The organism is Stappia stellulata DSM 5886, from assembly GCF_000423705.1.
Classification (GTDB): Bacteria; Pseudomonadota; Alphaproteobacteria; order Rhizobiales; family Stappiaceae; genus Stappia; species Stappia stellulata.
In genome coordinates this window covers 995,217-1,012,258 of sequence record NZ_KE384082.1, presented here as the reverse complement: position 1 = coordinate 1,012,258, position 17,042 = coordinate 995,217, and the positions used below count along the sequence as shown (strand labels likewise).

Below are 17,042 nucleotides of genomic sequence, written 5' to 3'. Positions count from 1 at the left end.
ACGGACTGGAGGCGGAAAGCGCGATGGGGAATTTCATGACCAAGAGTGCCGCACGGACGATGTGCGGAGCGGCTGCGACCGCGGTTGCGGCGGTCCTTGCGGGAACGGCGGGGGCAAGCGCACAGGAAAGCGTGACCTTCGGCACCAACTGGCTGGCCCAGGCGGAACATGGCGGCTTCTACCAGTCCATGGTCGACGGAACCTATGAAGCCTGCGGTCTCAGCGTGTCGATCGTGCCGGGCGGGCCGCAGGTCAACAACCGCGCCCTCTTGCTTGCCGGCAAGATGGATTTCCACATGGGCGGCAACATGCTGCAGGCCTTTTATGCAAGGCGCGAGGGCATTCCGGTCGTGGTGGTCGCCTCCGCGTTCCAGAAGGAGCCGCAGGTGATCCTGACGCATCCGGGCAAATACGACAGCTGGGAGAGCCTGGCCGGCACCGCGCCGCTTCTGATCGGCGACAACGGCTTTGCCTCCTACTATCAGTGGATGATCTCCGAGTACGGTTTCACGGTCGAGCAGCGCCGCCCCTACACGTTCAATCCGGCTCCCTTCCTTGCGGATGAAACCGCCGGTCAGCAGGGGTACGTAACGTCGGAGCCCTATTCGATCGACCGCGCGGGCGGCTTCATGCCGGACGTTTTCCTGATCGCCGACTACGGGTTCAACAGCTATTCGACGACAATCGAGGTCATGGCGGACACGATTGCCAACCGGCCCGAGGCGGTGCAATGCTTCGTCGACGGCACGGCAATCGGCTGGACAAATTACCTTTATGGCGACAACAGCGCGGCCAACGAGCTGATCATGAAGGACAATCCGGAAATGACGGCCGAGCAGATCGCCTTCTCCATCGCGCAGATGAAGAAATACGGCATTGTCGATTCCGGTGATGCGGAAACCCTGGGCATCAATGCCATGACGGATGAGCGAAACGCCGACTTCTACGCCAAGATGGTCAAGGCCGGCGTCATCGAGGACGGCATCGACATCAAGGAAAGCTATACACTCGACTTCATCAACAAGGGTGTTGGCGTCGACCTCAAGAAGCAACTGACCGGAAACTGATCGGCGTGTGCATCCAGTTGAAATCCGGTGCGGGACGGCGCGACGCGGCGGAGGTTGCGTCGTGAAATCCGTGTCCCTGCAGAGCACCAGCGAGACGGCCGGGCCGGTCGTCTCGCTTCACAATGTCACCAAGACGTTTTCCAACGCCACCGTCGCACTCAAGGACATGTCGCTGAGCATCCGGCAGGGCGAATTCGTCAGCCTGCTCGGCCCCTCCGGCTGCGGCAAGTCGACGGCGCTCAGGATCGTGGCCGGCCTGTCCAGTCCAAGCGCCGGACGCCTTGTCTGGCCGGGCGAGCGTCCGGGTGAGAGTGACCACGACATCAGTTTTGTCTTCCAGGAGCCGACGCTGATGCCCTGGGCGACGGTTTTCGCCAATGTGCATCTGCCGCTCAAGCTGAAGGGTGAGAGCGCCCGTGCGGCCCGCCCCCGCGTCATGGAAGCGCTGGAGATGGTCGGTCTGGAGGGCTTTGCCGAAAGCTATCCGCGCGAGTTGTCCGGCGGCATGAAAATGCGGGTCTCGATTGCCCGGGCGCTGGTGACCAAGCCGAAACTCCTGTTGATGGACGAGCCCTTCGCGGCGCTGGACGAGATCACCCGATTCCGGCTCAACAACGATCTCCTGCGGCTGTGGGAAGAGTTCGGCTGGACGGTGGTCTTCGTCACGCATTCGGTGTTCGAGAGCGTCTATCTGTCGAACCGGATCGTGATCATGGCCGCACGTCCCGGGCGTGTCGTCGCCGACCTGGCCGTCGACGCGCCCTATCCGCGCGGCGAGGAATTCCGCACCTCGCATTTGTACTCCGACCACTGCCGGCTGGCCTCGGACGCGCTGCAGGCTGCAATGGGCGACGAGGCGGCAAACACATGAGGCGCGCCCCGCAGATGGCGAACGGCACCTGCGACGAAACGACGGGAACAACGCGATGACCGCTGAAACCGAACCGGCCCGCCTGGCTGCGGCGGCACTTCCCCCGCTCGATGCGGTGGAGGCCGCCAAGCTGCGCCGCGCGAAGATCGACCGCGTCGCGCGCTGGGCGCTGCCGGCCGCGGTGATGATTGCCACCATCGCCGGCTGGCAATGGTACGTGGATGCCTATCAGGTGCCGCATTACATCCTGCCCGGTCCGGATCGCGTGGCCGAGGCGCTGGTCCGGGACTGGCCGATGTTGTGGCCGGCGCTCCTGGTGACATTGCAGATCACGCTCGGAGCGCTCGTCATCGCCACCATCGGCGGGGTCGGCCTGGCGGTGCTCTTTGCGCAGTCGAAATGGGTGGAGATGTCTTTCTTCCCCTATGCCGTCATCCTTCAGGTGACGCCGGTGATCGTGATCGCGCCGCTGATCTTCATCTATGTGCCTTCCAAGATCGTCGGGCTGTTGATCTGCGCATGGATCGTCGCCTTTTTCCCGATCCTGTCGAACACGACGATGGGGCTGAATTCCGCCGATCACAACCTGCGCAACCTGTTCCAGCTTTATGGCGCGAGCCGCTGGCAGACCCTGTGGCATCTGCGGCTTCCCTCCGCGCTGCCGTATTTCCTGGGCGGCTTGAAGATCGCCGGCGGCCTGTCGCTGATCGGCGCCATCGTCGCCGAATTCGTGGCCGGCACCGGGGGGCTCGGGTCGGGGCTGGCGTTCAAGATTCTGGAAGCAAGCTACCGGCTCAACATTCCGCGCATGTTCGCGGCCATCGTCCTGATCTCGCTGACCGGGATCGTGATCTTCGCGAGCCTGAGCATCCTGTCGCATTTGATGTTGCGGCGCTGGCACGAAAGCGCGATCAAACGGGATGGCTGAGGCAATCGACACAAATCACCTTCCCCGCGGCGACGGCGCGGTGCTGCTCGCAAACGCGACGCTCCCCAGTGCGGTCACCGCCGGCATCCTCAATCATATCGGCGACGGGCTGGGGCGTGCGGACATCCTGATCGACAAGGGAGAGATCGCGGCGATCGCCTCTTGCGGCGAGCTGATCGTTCACGACGGCGCGGTGCGGATCGATCTCGACGGCGGGCTGGTCCTGCCGGGGATGGTCGACATGCACACCCATCTCGACAAGGGGCACATCTGGGCGCGTCGGCCCAATCCCGACGGCACGTTTCCAGGCGCGCTCGACGCGGTGACGGCAGACCGCGAGGCGCGTTGGTCGGCGGAGGACGTGCGCCGGCGCATGTCCTTCGCGCTTCAATGTGCCCATGCGCATGGCACCGTCTTGATGCGCACGCATCTGGACAGCATCCCCCCGCAAGATGCGATCAGCTGGGACGTCTTCAAGGACGTGCGGCGCGAGTGGGCGGACCGGATCGACCTGCAGGCCTCCGCCCTTTTCGGGGTCGACAGTCTGGAGGATCCCGCCTTCCTGCCCTCGATCGCCGACCGGGCGCTCGAGGCCGGCGGCGTGCTCGGCGCCGTGACCTTCATGATCGACGGGCTGGAGACCCATGTCGAGGCGATGTTCCGCGCCGCTGAAAGCCGCGGTCTGGCGCTCGACTTCCATGTGGACGAGACCGCCGACCCGGACGCGGATTCCTTGAGGATCATCGCCGAGACCGCCATCCGGACGCGGTTTTCCGGCCAGGTGGTCTGCGGCCATTGTTGCTCGCTGGCGCGTCAGACCGATGCGGCGGTCGACGAGACGCTCGATCTGGTCGCCCGCGCCGGGATCGGCGTCGTCAGCCTGCCGCTTTGCAACATGTATCTGATGGACCGCGCGCACGGGCGCACACCGCGCTGGCGCGGAGTCACGCTGCTGCACGAAATGAAGGCGCGCGGCATTCCGGTGGCGGTTGCCTCCGACAACACGCGCGACCCCTTCTACGCCTATGGCGATCTCGACATGGTCGATGTCTATGCGCAGGCGGTGCGCATCCTGCATCTCGATCATCCCTCTGGCGACTGGATCCGCACCGCGACCACGACGCCGGCGGGGCTTTTGGGAGACAGCGCGCGCGGGCGGCTCGACATCGGCTCGCCGGCCGACATGATCGTCTTCAAGGCGAGAAACTGGAACGAACTGATTGCACGTCCCGGCGGAGCGCGTACCGTCTTGCGCGGGGGACATGCGATCTCGCGAACGCTTCCCGACTACCGCGAACTCGACGATCTCATGACACAGGATCTGGGGATTTAGGATTATGAGCGACATTGCCGCGTTGAAGGCCGACCTCGAGGGCCTGGCCATTGAAGACAACCCGCAGATCGTGCGGCAGAAAAGCCGCGATTTCTTCTGGTACTCGCCGGTGCTCAAGCGCCAGCTCGACGAGGTGACGGCGGACTTCGTGGTCAATGCGACAAGCGAGGCGGACGTGATTCGCGTGCTCAAGGCCTGCTACGCGCATGACGTGCCTGTGACCACCCGCGGCGCGGGGACCGGCAACTACGGTCAGGCGATGCCGCTGTCGGGCGGGGTGGTGCTCAATCTCGCTGAAATGAACAAGGTGCTGGAGGTCTCGCTCGGAAGCGTGCGCGCCGAGGCCGGCGCCATCATGTCGGTCATCGACGACGCCACCCGCGAGAGCGGCCAGGAACTGAGGATGCATCCCTCAACCCATCGCACGGCAACGATCGGCGGTTTCGTCGCCGGCGGATCGGGCGGGGTCGGCTCGATCAACTGGGGCGGCTTGCGGGATTTCGGCAACATCCTCGCCTTGCGCGTCGTGACGATGGAGGAAGAGCCGCGCGTCCTGACGCTGTCCGGCTCCGATCTGCACAAGGTCAGCCACGCCTATGGCACCAACGGCATCATCACCGAAGTGACCATGCCGCTCACCGCAAGTTACGACTGGGTCGATGTGCTCGTCGGCTTCGACAGTTTCGCGCAGGCCGCCGGTTTCGCCGATGCGCTCGCCAATCAGGACGGCATCCTGACCAAGGAGATCGCACCGATTTCCGCGCCGGTCCCGCATGAGTATTTCCTGCGCCACAAGAAGTTCCTGCGCTCCAACCAATCGGTCTGCGCGATCATGGTCGCCCCCTTCGCAATGGATGCCTTCGCCGCATTTCTCGCCCGGCGAGAGGACGCGGAGCTCGTGTATCGCTCCGACGAGGCGCAGGAAAGCGACCGCAAGAGCCTGCCGCCGGTGCCGGAACTGACCTGGAACCACACCACGTTGCGCGGGCTCAGGGTCGATCCGGCGATTACCTATCTGCAGGTGCTCTATCCCTTCCCCGATCACGTCAAGAAGGCGGTGCAGCTTGCCGAGCTCTTCGGCGACGAGGTGCTCGGCCACCTGGAGTTCGTGCGCTTCGACGGCAGGATCACCTGCTTCGGCCTGCCCATCGTGCGCTATACGACCGAGGAACGGCTCGAGGAGATCATCAGGATCCACGAGGAGCACGGCTGCCCGATCTTCAATCCGCACCGCTACACGCTGGAGGAAGGCGGGATGAAGCAGACGGACGCGGTGCAACTCGCCTTCAAGAAGGAGGCCGATCCCAAGGGGCTGCTCAATCCGGGCAAGATGATCGCCTGGGAGAACCCCGATTTCGATTTCACGTCCGACCAGACGTATCTCTTCCCCGGCCTGTCCTGAGGAGATCGCGATGCGGGTTCTGATGGTCTATGCCCATCCGGTCGAGACGAGCTTTTGCGCGGCCCTCAAGGAGCGCGCGCTCAAGGCGCTGGTCGCGCGCGGCCACGAGGTCGAGGTGCTTGATCTCTACGAACAGGGCTTCGATCCGGTGCTGACGCGCGCGGAGCGGCTTGCCTATCACGATGTGCCGGAAAACCGCGCCGGCGTTGCACCGGAGGTTGAGCAGTTGCAGCGGGCGGAGGCGCTGGTGCTCGTCTATCCGGTGTGGAATTTCGGGTTTCCGGCGATCCTGAAGGGGTATCTCGACCGGGTGTTCCTGCCGGGCGTTTCCTTTCGCATGGAAAAGGGGCGCGCCAAGCCGAACCTGCAACACATTCGCCGTCTTGTCGCGATCACCACCTATGGCGGGGCGCGCTGGCGCGCCTTCGTGCTCGGCGACCCGCCGCGCCGGATCGTACGGCGGGTGCTCAGATCGCTGGTCGCGCCGACCGCGCGCCTCGCCTATCTCGCCCAATACGACCTCAACAGCGCCGATGCTGCCACCCGCACCGCATTTCTCGAGCGGGTCGAGGCGGAGATGGCCCGGGTCTAGAAAGTTCCAGGATGCGCATTTTGCTGGTTCACTGTCATCCAAGCGCGGACAGCTATGGCGCGGCCCTTGCCGGAACCGTGCGCAAGGCGCTGGAAACGCGCGGGCACGAGCTGCGCGTCACGGATCTCTATGCCGGCGGCTTCGATCCGGTGATGCGCGAGGCGGAGTGGCTTCGCTACAACGATGCGGAGTTGAACCGCGCGCCGGTCGAAAGCCACGTCGAGGACATCCTGTGGGCCGAGGCGCTGGTCTTCGTCTATCCGACCTGGTGGTTCGGCCTGCCGGCCATGCTGAAGGGGTATCTCGACCGGGTCTGGGTGCCGCATGTCACCTTCGAGATCCCGACGGCGACAGGCCCGATGCGTCCGCGCATGCAGCACATTGGCCGCATTGGCGTGGTCACGACCTGCGGCGCGTCCTGGCTGGTGTCGAAGCTGATGGGCGAACCCGGTCGCAAGACGGTCCTGCGCGGCATTCGCGCGCTCTGCGCGCCGCGCTGCAAGACGAAATATCTGGCGCATTACGACATGGACAGTTCGACGCCGGAGACCCGCGCCCGTTTCATGAGCCGCGTCGAGACCGTCTTTTCCAGATGGTGAGCCGGACCTGAAATCCGGCGGTACAGACGTGAAAAGACTTTGATCGGACCCGCATGCCCATGCATTCTGCCCGGGAACGCACCTGAACCTGGCGGCGCAGCCGGCGCGCTCTTTGCGTCGGGGCGGGTGTCATCCTGAGGTCATTTGCCGGCGTTAGAAGGTGTGTCATGGCGTTCAATTTCAAGAAAAGCGTGACGTTCCGCCTGGCGCAGGCTGCCAAGGCTCATCGCGCGCGTGCCGGCAGTCATCTTTCCCGGATCGGCTTGCATCCGGGACAGGAAACCGTCCTGAAGATCCTCGCCGACAGCGACGGGCAGACGATGACCCAGCTGGCCGCGACGCTTGCGGTTCAGCCGCCGACAGTCACCAAGATGGTCACGCGCCTGTCGGCACAAGGGTTCTTGCGCCGACAGGCATCGGAGGCCGACGGGCGGCTCGCCCGCGTGTTTTTGACCGATGAAGGTCGGGCGCTGGTGGCAACCGTCGATACGTCCTGGAAGCGCCTCGAGCGCGAGGCCTTGGTCGGGCTGGACGAAAAGGACCGCAAGAAGCTCCGCAAGCTCCTGCGCCAGGTGGAGAAGAACCTCGGCTCGCGGCGGGTGGACGATCTGGATGTCGAGGATGGCGAAACCGGTGCCTAGCCGGCCCGGCTTCAGGGCGAAAGCCCGCTCATCCTGACGGCGAGGCCGGCGAGGCTCGCCGCAAGCACCACCTCCGCCACGCCGCGCTTCAGGGCAAACAGCATCACGCCCGCCCCCGCCGCGATCGCCAGGCTCCAGGGCTGGAGACTTTCAAGAACCGGCAAGGGGGCGGAGATCCATCCTTCGTCCAGAACTGCCACGTCGTCGAAGACGACGTTGATCGCGAACCACAGCGACAGGTTGAGGATCGTGCCGACGACCGCGGCCGTGATTGCGGACAGGACGTTGGACAGCCATGCAATCTTGCGGATGTGGTCGACATAGGGCGCGCCGGCGAGCACGAAGATGAAGCTCGGGGCGAAGGTGACCCAGGTGGTCAGGCCCGCCGCCAGAAGCCCCGCCACGGCGGGATCAAACGGGGAGGGCGCGCGGTAGCCGCCCAGATAGCCGACGAACTGGGTGACGAGAATCAGCGGCCCGGGTGTCGTCTCGGCAAGCCCGAGACCATCGAGCATTTCGCCGGCTGTCAGCCAGCCGTTGGTTTCGACCGCCACCTGGGCCATGTAGCTCAACAGCGCATAGGCGCCGCCGAAGCTGACCAGCGCCATCGTCGAGAAGAACGCGGCGATATCGGCCAGCACATGTTGCGGCGACAGCCAGGTCACGATGGCCGCCACCGGCAGGGCCCACAGGGCGACCCCGGCAAGCAGGATACGGAATGCCCGCGCGTGCAGGGGGCGGCCGGTCGCTTGTGGTGCCGGGCTGTCCTCCCGTGCGGCGGAGGGATCGCCCGCGGGACGCGGCAACAGCAGGCCGCACAGGCCGGCGGCGACGATCACCAGCGGAAACGGAAGATCGAGGAAAAACAGCGCACAGAAAGAGGCGGCCGCGATGGCGAAGGCGGCGCCGGAGGTCATTGCCCGCGCAGCCAGCCGGATCAGCGCCTGCAGCACGATGGCCAGCACGCCCGCCTTGATACCGAAGAACAGGCTGGCGACAAGCGGCGAGGCTCCGAAGCTCACATAGACGAGGGAGAGCGCCAGCATCGCCAGAGCGCCGGGCGCGATGAACAAGAGGCCCGATACGATGCCGCCGCGCGTTCCGGCGACGATCCAGCCGCAATAGGTCGCCAGTTGCTGTGCTTCGGGGCCGGGCAGAAGCATGCAATAGTTCAGCGCATTGAGGAAACGGCCTTCGGAAATCCGCTTGCCGTCGGCGACGAATTCCTTGTGCAGCAGGGCGATTTGGGCCGCCGGACCGCCGAAGGACAGCAGCCCGATGCGCAGCGAACGGCGCGCCAGCCAGCCGAGCTCCGCCGTCTCACGCGCCGGGGAGGCGGTGGCGTTGGACGGGTGGTGCGGATCTGTCATTGCGGGTGCCTTGCAAAAACGGGAGGGTCGGGTTGCCGTGAGCGCATAGCCGATGTGCGTTTCCGTATCATGACATTGCGCTCGATCCCTTCCACACTCCGATTTATCGTACAAATGGACGGGCGGGAACGAACCATCCCCGTCAGACGAAGGACAGAGAATGCGACTTGGCGGACTTCTGCGCTCTCCCGTTGGCACCGCGCTGGCCGTGCCTGAGCGGTTCATGGGGATTGCCCTGATTTCCTTCGCCTTCTTTTCCTTCTCGGGGCTCGATGCGACGGCAAAATATCTCGGACAGACGCTGCCGGCCGAGCAGATCGTGTGGATGCGGTTCCTGACACATGTGATCTTCGCCGTCCTGCTTTTCCGGATCTGGCGGATACCAGGCGTGCTTCGCAGCAAGCGCTGGCCGCTGCAGATCCTGCGTTCGATGTTCCTGCTCGGCTCCACGGTGTTCAACTTTTTCGCCGTGCGTCACCTGCAGCTTGCCGAAACCGTATCGATCATGTTCGCCGCGCCCTTCGTTGTGACCGCGCTTGCCGGTCCGCTTCTCAACGAGTGGGCGGGTTTCCGCCGCTGGATGGCGATCATCGTCGGTTTTCTCGGGGTGCTGGTGGTCACGCGGCCCGGGCTTGGCGGGTTGAACTGGGCCGCGCTTCTCTCGGTCTGTTCGATGACCTGCTACGCGCTTTACGCGCTGACGACGCGCATGCTTGCCCAATCGGATTCGCCCGTGGGCATGCTGGTCATTTCGGCCGCCGTCGCCACGCTTGCGATCACGCCCTTCGGTCTCGCCGCCTGGACCGCACCCGGCGATGCGTGGACATGGGCGCTGCTGTTGTCGACCGGCGCCTGGGGCTGTATCGGTCATTTCGCGCTGATTCGCGCGCATGTGCTTGCGCCCGCGCCCGTGCTTGCGCCTTTCATGTATATCCAGATCCTGTGGATGAGCGGCCTCGGGTATCTGGTGTTCGATGACGTGCCGGGACCGTTCACGGTGCTCGGTGCCGCAATTGTCGTCAGTTCGGGCCTTTACATTCTTTACCGGGAACGCAAGATCTCGCGCGGCGAAGCCCGCGCCGACGGCGAGGCGGAACGGATCCTGTCCTGACGCGGCCGGCATTCGCGCTTGCCAGCGCGGTCGCGATTGGCAACACTTTAATCGATTGAATCGAAAGCTGAGCGGTGACCATGAAGACGCCGAAAGGGCCGCCGGCGCACCAGGCGGGGCCGGGAGACCGGCTTCCGGCAAAAGCGCCGGCGGGGACATCCGGCAAGCCGCGTGGCGCGCGGCGCCTCACGCTCGGCGACATGGCGGATGCGCTTGGCGTCTCCACCGCCACTGTCTCGCTTGCCTTGCGCGATTCGCCGCTTGTCGCGCCGGCGACGCGCGCGCGCATCAAGGCTCATGCGCTGGCTGCAGGCTATGTCTACAACCGCTCTGCCGCCGCCTTGCGCACCGCGCGTTCCAACATGATCGGCGTCGCGGTTCACGATATTCTCAACCCGTATTTCGCGGAAGTGTTTCGCGCGCTGGAGGATGAGCTCGGCCGGGAGAACCAGGTGGTGCTGATCTGCAATCACCGCGACGATGTGACCCGGCAGACGCGCTTCGTCGAGACCCTCATGCAGCACCGCGTCGACGGTCTGGTGATCTGCGCCTCCGTGGGCACGCAGGCGAAGGACATCAACGCGCTGGCCGACAGCGGCCTGCCGGTGACCCTGATCTGCCGCGATGTCGCCGGTGCCCGGGTTCCGGTGGTCCGCAGCGACGATGTGGCCGGCGCGCGGATGGTCGTCGCGCATCTGGTCGCCCAGGGACACCGCAACATCGCGATGATTGGCGGACGCCGGCAAAGCTCGTCCGGCCACGACCGCAATCTGGGCTGGAAACAGGCGCTTGAGGCGGCCGGGATCGATGCCGCCGGGCAACTCGACATCCCCGAACTGATGACGGCGGCGGACGGGCGCGATGCGGTCGCGCGGCTGCTGCGCGCGACGCCCCGTCCGACGGCGGTCTTCGCCTTCAACGATCTCATCGCGCACGGACTGCTCTCGGCCCTGCGCCGGGCGGGCGTGGAGCCGGGCAAAGACATCGCCGTCGCCGGGTATGACGACACCGACGGTGCGGCGAGCCGGACGCCTGCGCTCACTTCGGTCTGGAACAAGCCCGACGAGATCGGCAGGATCGCCGCCGCCTTGATGTTGCGCCAGATTTCCGGCGCGCCGGTGGGGCCGGCGCCCGCTCCCATCCTGCCTGAACTGCGGGTGCGCGAATCGACGCCGTCGCCGCGCCCGCAGAGTGACGCGCCCGCGCCGGGGCCCACGACGCAACACTGACCATCCCGCCCGCGGCCCGTCATGGCGCGGGCCGACCTTCTGGAGGACGCACATGGCCTTGGCCGACATCCTGATGCTGGGGCGAACGCCCGCAATCGTCGGTGAACAGCTTTCCCGGCAGTTCACGGTCCACCGCGCCGGACCCGGCGAGGTCGAGACGCTTTCGCCGGAACTCCTGGAAAAGGTGCGCGGGATTGCCAGCGGCGCGCATGTTCCGGTCGACCGGGCGCTGATCTCGCGCATGCCGGCACTGGAAATCGTCGCCAATTTCGGGGTCGGCTACGATTCCGTCGATGCGGGTTTTTGCGGCGAGCGGAAAGTCTGTGTCACGAACACGCCGGACGTTCTGACCGAGGAAGTTGCGGATACGGCCTTCGGGCTTTTGCTGATGACGGTGCGCCAGCTCCCGGCGGCCGAGCGTTATCTGCGGGCCGGGCGCTGGGAGGCGGAGGGCCCCTTTCCGCTGACGCCGGCCACCTTGCGCGGGCGCACGCTGGGCATTCTGGGGCTCGGACGCATCGGCCAGGCGATTGCCCGGCGCGCGGAAGCCTTCGGGATGGGGGTGCGCTATCACGGGCGCACGCAGCGCGCGGATGTCGATTATCCCTATCACGACACGCTGGAGGGACTGGCGCGGGCCTGCGACACGCTGATGGTTGTCGCGCCGGGCGGCGCGGCGACGCGCGGCATCGTCGACCGGCGGGTGCTGGAGGCTCTGGGACCTGACGGCATCGTCGTCAATGTCGGGCGCGGAACGGTGATCGACGAGCCGGCGCTGGTCGCCGCCCTTCAAGTCGGAACCATCCTGTCGGCCGGCCTCGATGTGTTCGAAAGCGAGCCGAAGGTGCCACAGGCCCTGAAGGACATGGAGCATGTCGTGCTGCTTCCGCATGTGGGCTCTGCCTCCCGGCACACGCGCGACGCGATGGGGCAGCTGGTCGTCGACAATCTGACGTCCTGGTTCCGTGACGGCCGTCCGCTCACGCCCGTCGCCGAAACCCCTTTTGCAAAGGCCGGATAAGCTTTCTTAACCGCCCCTTAACGAAACCGGTTGCATTTTAGGAAAGGAAGCGGCCGGGGAGGCCGTGCGAGCGGTTGCGCGGGCGTTTGTTGCCCACGCCGCTCTGCTCCGGGGGAAAGCCCATGAATATTCACATGAGCCGGATCGGAACCGTCCTGTCCTGGGCGCTGTTTTCGCTGTTGTTTTTCGGAACCGGCATCACCGGCGCCTGACTGCGGAAATGCGTCAGGCCGGGTTTTCCGCGAGAAACTCCGCCATGCGCGTGAGCGCGCGGGAAATGTTTTCCGCCGAATTGGCATAGGACAGGCGAAGGTAGCCCTCGCCAAGAATACCGAAATCGGGTCCGCCGATCACGGCGACGCCGGCCTTTTCCAAAAGGGCGCCGGCCAGCGGCTTGGCCTTCCATCCCGTCTCCTTGATGTTGGGAAAGGCGTAGAAGGCGCCGGCCGGGGTGCGCGCCGAAACGCCGGGCAGGGCGGTCAGCCCCTCCACCACAAGTTTGCGGCGGATGTCGAACGCGCGCATCATGTCGGCGACCGCGTCCTGCGGGCCTTCCAGCGCGGCGAGGCCGGCGTATTGCGCCGGCGCATTGACGCAGGACCAGGCGTTGACCGCCAGCTTGCGCGCCTTGTCGATCAGCTGGTCCGGCCACACCGCATAGCCCATGCGCCAGCCCGTCATGGCGTAGGTCTTCGACCAGCCGTCGAGCAGGATCAGCCTGTCGCGCACCGCCTCGAATTCCAGCAGCGAGCAATGCGGCGTGCCGTCGTAGGTCATCTGCCCGTAGATCTCGTCGGAAAGGATCGCGATGTCGGGCCGGCTCTCTAGTCCCTTGACCAGCGCCTCGATCTCGGCGCGCGGCGTGACGCCGCCGGTCGGGTTGGCGGGCGAGTTCAGGATGACCAGCCGGGTTTCGGGCGTCAGCAGCGACAGCGTTTCTTCGGCGGAGAAGGCAAACCCGTTTTCCTCGCGGATCGGCACGGGCACGGGGCGCGCGCCGGTAAACTCGATCATCGAGCGGTAGATGGGAAAGCCCGGATCGGGATAGAGAATGTTGACGCCCGGTTCCCCGAACATCAGGATCGCCATGAACATGGTGACCTTGCCGCCGGGCACGATCACCACATTGTCGGGCGAGACATCGACCGACAGGCGGGTGTGCAGGTCGCTTGCCACCGCCTCGCGCAGCGGCAGGATGCCGGTCGCCGGCGTGTAGCCGTGGTGACCGTCGCGCAACGCCCTGACCGCGGCCTCGACGACATGCTCGGGCGTGCGGAAATCCGGCTGGCCGATGCCGAGATTGACGATGTCGCGACCTTGAGCCGCGAGGGCGGTCGCGCGGGCAAGCACGGCGAAGGCGTTCTCCTCGCCGATCCGGTTGAAGCCCTCGATGGTTTTCAGCATTGTTCCTCCCGCGCGGATCGTTCCGGCCCGCTTTCGGCCTTGTCCCGGCCCCGATGTCCTGCTCATCTTGTAGCCTCCGCAACCGGTTTGCGAAACCGCCCGCATCGCGGCGGCGCGGGCGTCGAAGGCGAAAAGGCCGACCCATGACGATTGCCCATCTCAGCAGCCCGGTCGGCGATCTGGAACTGGAAGAGCGCGACGGCGCGCTGGTGCGCCTGTCCTGGGCGTCCGGGGCACGCGCGCCCTCCTCGGCGCTCCTTCACGAGGCTGCCCGCCAGATCGCGGCCTATTTCGCCGGCGATCTGGCGACATTCGACCTGCCGCTGGCACCGGCCGGCAATGCCTTCCGGCAAGGCGTCTATCGGGCGATGCTCGCCATCCCCCGGGGCGAGACCGCGACCTATGGCGAGATCGCCGCTGCCCTTGGCTCCTCCGCCCAGCCGGTCGGCCAGGCCTGTGGCGGCAATCCGATTCCCATTGTCATCCCCTGTCACCGCGTTGTGTCCGCGACCGGACTGGGCGGCTTTTCCGGTGCGGGGGGCGTGGAGACCAAGATCGCGCTGCTGAAGCTCGAAGGCGGCTTTCGTTTCCTGTTGTGAGGGGCGTCATTCGCCGGAGCCCTCCCATGTCGGCGCGTCGTGCATCGCGCGTCCCAGCGCCGCGCGGCGCGTTTGAAGATCCGGCTCGAGCGGATCGGGCGGGCGCGCGTCGGCCCCGTCGGGATGCCGGTAGAGCACGCCGGTCACGACCGGGAAGGCCGGTCGCGGCAGGCCGGCCAGGAGCAGCGCCCGGCCCGCATCGCGTTCGTCATGCACGGCGATCTGCGTTGCAACATCGTCGACGTTCCTCAGGTCCACCACCTCGAAACCGCAGGTCGTCGCTGCGGTCCGGCGCAGTCCCTTGCGACGATCGTCGCCGAAAATCATCGGCGCGCCGTGTTCCAGCGTCAGGGTCTCTTCGTTCCCGGCATGCGGTTCGTCCCGGCGGGCGAGGCATTCTTGCAGGATCTCGACGACGCCCGTGCCGGGGTGGGCCTGCGCGGCCGCAAGGACCATGTCCAGCAGCTTGCTTTCGCCTTCATGGGTGCGGGCGAGGAAGCGCGCGCCCGCGCCGAGCGCGAGGCGGGCGGCACGCGCCCCGGGGACAAGGGGGCCGCCGGGCACCTCGAGCGTCGTTGCCGGCGTTTTTCGGGGGCGGTCGTTTCTGCCGGCGCCAATATCGCGAAACAGCAGGCAGGTCACATCGGGGTCGGCGCGCAGCAGCTGCGCCAGTGCTTCGCCGCCGTGTGCAAGCGCATCGCCGTCGGCGTCGAGGGTCCACACGTCGAGTGCCGGATTGGCGCGCGCCACGCCAAGCGCGAGCGTTGCCGCGCATCCCGACGCGCCCTGAAAGACGAAATTGCGAAGCGGGTCGGGCAGAAGCGACGGGCATCCCGCGCCGCAGACGAAGACGCTGTCTTCCGGACCGCGCGCAGTGCGCCGCAGGAGGGCCTGAATGGCGGCGAACACGCCGTGATAGCCGCAGCCGGGACACCAGCTCGCGGCCGGCGTCGGGCACGGCGGGACCGACCGTCCGCTCATGCCGCGTCCCCCTTCACCTGCGACCAGACCGCCATTTCGATGTCCTGTGCGCAAAACGGCCGCCCGTCCGTGCGCGTGACGGGGTGTGCGTCGACGAGCGTTGCGGCGCGCAAGACATGCAGCATCTGGCCGGCGTTCATCTCCGCCACGAGGACATGGCGAAAGGACGCCACGAGGGCCGTCAGGCCGCGCGGCAGCGGAACGAGGAGATCGAGGTGGAGATGCGCAACGTCGAGCCCGGCGGCCCGCAAGCCCGCGGCGGCATCGGCGATTGCCGCAAAGGACGCCCCCCAGCCGACGAGAAGGATCTCGCCGTCGCCGGTTCCGCTGACGAGGTCGGCCTCCGGTTCCCGTTCGCCGATCAGCGTCAGCTTGTCTTGGCGCAGCGCGGTCACGCGCGCGTGGTTGTCGGGATCGTTTAAGAGCGTCCCGTCGGCGTCCTGCTGCTCCAGTCCGCCGGTGCGATGCGCGGCGCCGGGCGTTCCCGGCACCGCCCAGGGGCGCGCCAGCGTGCGTGGATCGCGCGCAAACGGTTGGACGGCACCGGAAAGGGTCTGTGCCGGCGTGCGCGGCGAGGCCGGCGGCAGATCGGGAATGCGGAAGGCCTCGGTGCCCTCGAAGGCCAGCGCGTCGCACAGCAGGATCACCGGCGTCATATGCGCGACCGCGAGGCGCACGGCCTCGCGCGCCGCCGAAAACGCATGGGCTGGCGAACGTACCGCGATCACCGGACAGGGGCAATCGCCGGTGCGTCCGTGAAGCGCCCAGAAGAGATCCGCCTGCGCCGTGCCGGCCGGAAGACCGCTGGCGGGGCCGGGGCGTTGAACGCAGACGGAAACGAGCGGCAATTCGCAGGCGACGGCCAGGCCAAGCGCGCCACCGGCCCGCACGGTGTCCGCCCCGAATGTCGCGGCGATCCCGATGGCTCCGGCAAAGGAGGCCCCAAGGGCGGCCGCCATCGCGGCGCCCGCGTCGTCTGCGTCGAGACAGCGCACGCCTGCCGCTGGTCCAAGGTCGTTCATCGCCGCAAGCAGATCGCCGCCGGGGCCGCTGGCGCACGCGGCAAGAAGCGGGTCCAGTCCGAGGTCCTGCGCGCCGGCGGCAAGCCCGAAGGCCAGGGCCCGGGCGCCGTCGACCTTGCGCCATGTGCCGGGTGAAAACGGTTCGGCGTCGCGCGACCGGTCGTGCCAGACAGGCGCGAGACGGGCCGTTCCGGCAAACGCGTGGCCGGCGCGAAGCGCGTCGAGGGCCGCCTGTTCGCCGCCAATGCGGGCCGCGACCCAGGCTTCGCTTGCCGCGGTATCGTGTTCGTGCAGCGCGAGCAGGAGGCCAAGGGTCCAGAGAGTGCGATGCAACCCCGCGCTTCCCGGTCCCGCGTGGCAAACGCCTTCGGCAAGGGCGCTGACATTGATTGATATCAGGCGAAATCCGGCGCGGCGAAGCGCGTTGCGCGGGTCCCGCTCGTACCCGGCTGCGCTGAGCGCGGCGGGCGTGAAGCCGGCGCTGTCGAGGATCAGGGTTCCGCCCGGTGACAGATCGCTGCCGTAGCGGCGCAGCGCCATGGGGGAGAAGACGGCGAGCGCGTCGAGCGGCGCGCCGGTCGTTTTCGGCATGCCGTCGTCGAGTGCAACCCGGAAGGGCGCCGCCGTGCCGGGCCCCCCCAGTTTCCCGCGGATGACCTCCGGCGTGTCGCCCGCCTCCCCGGCCACAAGGATCGTTGCCCCGTCGCTGCGGGATCGCTCATGCATCACTTTTGCCCGTGCTCCCGACCTGCACCACTGGAAGGCAAGGCTGCCATGGATGGACGGACGGGGAATTGACATGCCGCAAGCCCGTTGCGCGCGTGCTTTGCCAAATCGCGAGAAAGGCTATAGTCGGGAAGGTGAGAGACCCC

At 66.6% G+C, this 17,042-nt stretch carries 16 protein-coding genes; 12 read left to right on the top strand and 4 right to left on the bottom strand.

Annotated elements, in window-relative coordinates:
- Window positions 1-35 precede the first annotated feature (35 nt).
- The 8 genes from G572_RS0116995 to G572_RS0116960 all read left to right on the top strand — a co-directional run bounded on the left by G572_RS0116995 (window position 36) and on the right by G572_RS0116960 (window position 7,433).
- Window positions 36-1,067 (top strand): ABC transporter substrate-binding protein, encoded by a 1,032-nt coding sequence (locus G572_RS0116995; RefSeq protein ID WP_208979127.1) that lies wholly within the window; start codon window positions 36-38, stop codon window positions 1,065-1,067.
- 70 nt (window positions 1,068-1,137) lie between these two features.
- Window positions 1,138-1,938, top strand: coding sequence for an ABC transporter ATP-binding protein (locus G572_RS0116990; protein WP_425423446.1), 801 nt, complete (start codon window positions 1,138-1,140; stop codon window positions 1,936-1,938).
- A 55-nt stretch (window positions 1,939-1,993) separates the two neighbouring features.
- Window positions 1,994-2,866 (top strand): ABC transporter permease, encoded by an 873-nt coding sequence (locus G572_RS0116985; protein ID WP_051242572.1) that lies wholly within the window; start codon window positions 1,994-1,996, stop codon window positions 2,864-2,866.
- Complete coding sequence (locus tag G572_RS0116980) at window positions 2,859-4,199, top strand: cytosine deaminase (RefSeq protein ID WP_051242570.1); 1,341 nt, start codon at window positions 2,859-2,861, stop codon at window positions 4,197-4,199. Before G572_RS0116985 ends, G572_RS0116980 begins: the two co-directional genes overlap by 8 nt.
- A 4-nt stretch (window positions 4,200-4,203) precedes the next feature.
- A complete protein-coding gene (locus G572_RS0116975) occupies window positions 4,204-5,601 on the top strand; it encodes an FAD-binding oxidoreductase (RefSeq protein WP_029059503.1) in 1,398 nt (465 codons plus the stop codon).
- A gap of 10 nt (window positions 5,602-5,611) precedes the next feature.
- Entirely contained in the window at window positions 5,612-6,193 is a 582-nt protein-coding gene (locus G572_RS0116970) for an NAD(P)H-dependent oxidoreductase (protein ID WP_029059502.1), read from the top strand.
- 11 nt (window positions 6,194-6,204) lie between these two features.
- Window positions 6,205-6,792, top strand: coding sequence for an NAD(P)H-dependent oxidoreductase (locus G572_RS0116965; protein ID WP_029059501.1), 588 nt, complete (start codon window positions 6,205-6,207; stop codon window positions 6,790-6,792).
- A gap of 167 nt (window positions 6,793-6,959) precedes the next feature.
- Entirely contained in the window at window positions 6,960-7,433 is a 474-nt protein-coding gene (locus tag G572_RS0116960) for a MarR family winged helix-turn-helix transcriptional regulator (RefSeq protein ID WP_029059500.1), read from the top strand.
- Between the two features lie 11 nt (window positions 7,434-7,444).
- Here the strand turns inward: G572_RS0116960 and chrA are convergent, their stop codons facing one another.
- Window positions 7,445-8,803 (bottom strand): chromate efflux transporter, encoded by a 1,359-nt coding sequence (gene chrA, locus G572_RS0116955; protein ID WP_029059499.1) that lies wholly within the window; start codon window positions 8,801-8,803, stop codon window positions 7,445-7,447.
- Between the two features lie 160 nt (window positions 8,804-8,963).
- Between chrA and G572_RS0116950 the strand changes: the two genes are divergently transcribed.
- From G572_RS0116950 to G572_RS0116940, 3 genes are all read left to right on the top strand, one after another.
- Complete coding sequence (locus G572_RS0116950; protein WP_051242568.1) at window positions 8,964-9,914, top strand: DMT family transporter; 951 nt, start codon at window positions 8,964-8,966, stop codon at window positions 9,912-9,914.
- Between the two features lie 80 nt (window positions 9,915-9,994).
- Window positions 9,995-11,143 (top strand): LacI family DNA-binding transcriptional regulator, encoded by a 1,149-nt coding sequence (locus tag G572_RS24410; protein WP_084650241.1) that lies wholly within the window; start codon window positions 9,995-9,997, stop codon window positions 11,141-11,143.
- A 52-nt stretch (window positions 11,144-11,195) separates the two neighbouring features.
- Window positions 11,196-12,164 carry a 2-hydroxyacid dehydrogenase gene (locus G572_RS0116940; protein ID WP_029059497.1) on the top strand — a complete coding sequence of 323 codons (969 nt, stop codon included), beginning with the start codon at window positions 11,196-11,198 and terminating at the stop codon, window positions 12,162-12,164.
- Between the two features lie 225 nt (window positions 12,165-12,389).
- Here G572_RS0116940 and G572_RS0116925 read toward each other — a convergent pair whose 3' ends face one another.
- A complete protein-coding gene (locus G572_RS0116925) occupies window positions 12,390-13,568 on the bottom strand; it encodes a pyridoxal phosphate-dependent aminotransferase (RefSeq protein WP_029059496.1) in 1,179 nt (392 codons plus the stop codon).
- Window positions 13,569-13,711: 143 nt separating this feature from the next.
- On the opposite strand from G572_RS0116925, the gene G572_RS0116920 reads away from it, so the two are divergent.
- Complete coding sequence (locus G572_RS0116920) at window positions 13,712-14,167, top strand: methylated-DNA--[protein]-cysteine S-methyltransferase (protein ID WP_029059495.1); 456 nt, start codon at window positions 13,712-13,714, stop codon at window positions 14,165-14,167.
- Window positions 14,168-14,173: 6 nt separating this feature from the next.
- Here G572_RS0116920 and G572_RS24405 read toward each other — a convergent pair whose 3' ends face one another.
- Together G572_RS24405 and G572_RS24400 are read right to left on the bottom strand one after the other, a co-directional pair.
- A complete protein-coding gene (locus tag G572_RS24405; RefSeq protein ID WP_051242566.1) occupies window positions 14,174-15,148 on the bottom strand; it encodes a thiamine pyrophosphate-dependent enzyme in 975 nt (324 codons plus the stop codon).
- On the bottom strand, window positions 15,145-16,896 hold the full coding sequence (locus G572_RS24400; RefSeq protein WP_051242564.1) for a 2-oxoacid:acceptor oxidoreductase family protein: 1,752 nt from the start codon (window positions 16,894-16,896) through the stop codon (window positions 15,145-15,147). Before G572_RS24400 ends, G572_RS24405 begins: the two co-directional genes overlap by 4 nt.
- Window positions 16,897-17,042 lie beyond the last annotated feature (146 nt).